Annotated in this window: 2 protein-coding genes; both read left to right on the forward strand. The window is 60.6% G+C overall.

Features of this window, described 5'->3' with window-relative positions; all coding sequences use genetic code 11:
* Positions 1–560 (forward strand): head maturation protease, ClpP-related (locus ACYCCG_RS26025; protein ID WP_459672320.1); only part of this gene is annotated, 560 nt, incomplete at its 5' end.
* Between the two features lie 64 nt (positions 561–624).
* Positions 625–850, forward strand: a 226-nt coding sequence (locus ACYCCG_RS26030) for a phage major capsid protein (protein WP_459672322.1), incomplete at its 3' end; no start/stop codon positions are given.

An 850-nucleotide genomic window follows, 5' to 3' on the forward strand; every position in this document is an offset into this window, starting at 1 on the left:
CGCAACTGGCCGCGCTCGACGTTGACACTATCCACCTGCGGATCAACAGCCCTGGCGGTGACGTGTTCGATGCCCGCGCGATGGCCCAGGCAATCAAGTCGCACCCGGCCAAGGTAATTGCCCACATTGATGGCCAGGCCGTTTCGGCAGCCACTTATGTGGCGGTGGCAGCGGATGAAGTGGAAATTGCCGAAGGCGGTTTCTTCATGATCCACAACGCCTGGACCATCCAGATGGGCAACGCCAAGGACTTCCGCGATCAGGCCGACCTGCTGGATAAGGTCGATGCCAGCATCAGCGCCGACTACGAGCGCAAGACCGGGAAGTCCGCCGAAGAAGTCCTGGCCTTGATGGCGGCCACCACATGGATGACCGCAGCGGAGGCGCTGGAAGGCGGGTTTGTTGATCGCCTGGCCGAAGGCAAGACCGCGACACAGAACCACTGGAACCTTGCCGCCTACGGCAATGCACCCAAGGCGCTGACCGAGCGCCCCGAGCCCACAGTCAATCGCGAAGCCCTTGAGCGCCGCCTTTCGCTGTTGGAAAAAATCGCGCCGTAGGCCTCGCGCCGTCGCGTAAATCCAGCCCGCCCAGTGCGGGCTTTTTTGCATCTGGAGAAAAGTTATGACCATTCAAGCAATGCGCGAGCGCCGTAATGGCTTGGCCATCGAAGCCCGCAAGCTGCTGGACGACACCAAGGACAAGAAATGGGAGTCCGAGCATCAGACCAAGTACGATCAACTCACCGGCGAGATCTCCGATCTTGATGCCCGGATCGAGCGTGAGCAGAAGGTACTGGACCTTGCCGCCGAGCAGCACTTCAACAAGGGTGGCGATGGCAACAAGAAGC

It is taken from the genome of Pseudomonas sp. VEM90, assembly GCF_054611535.1.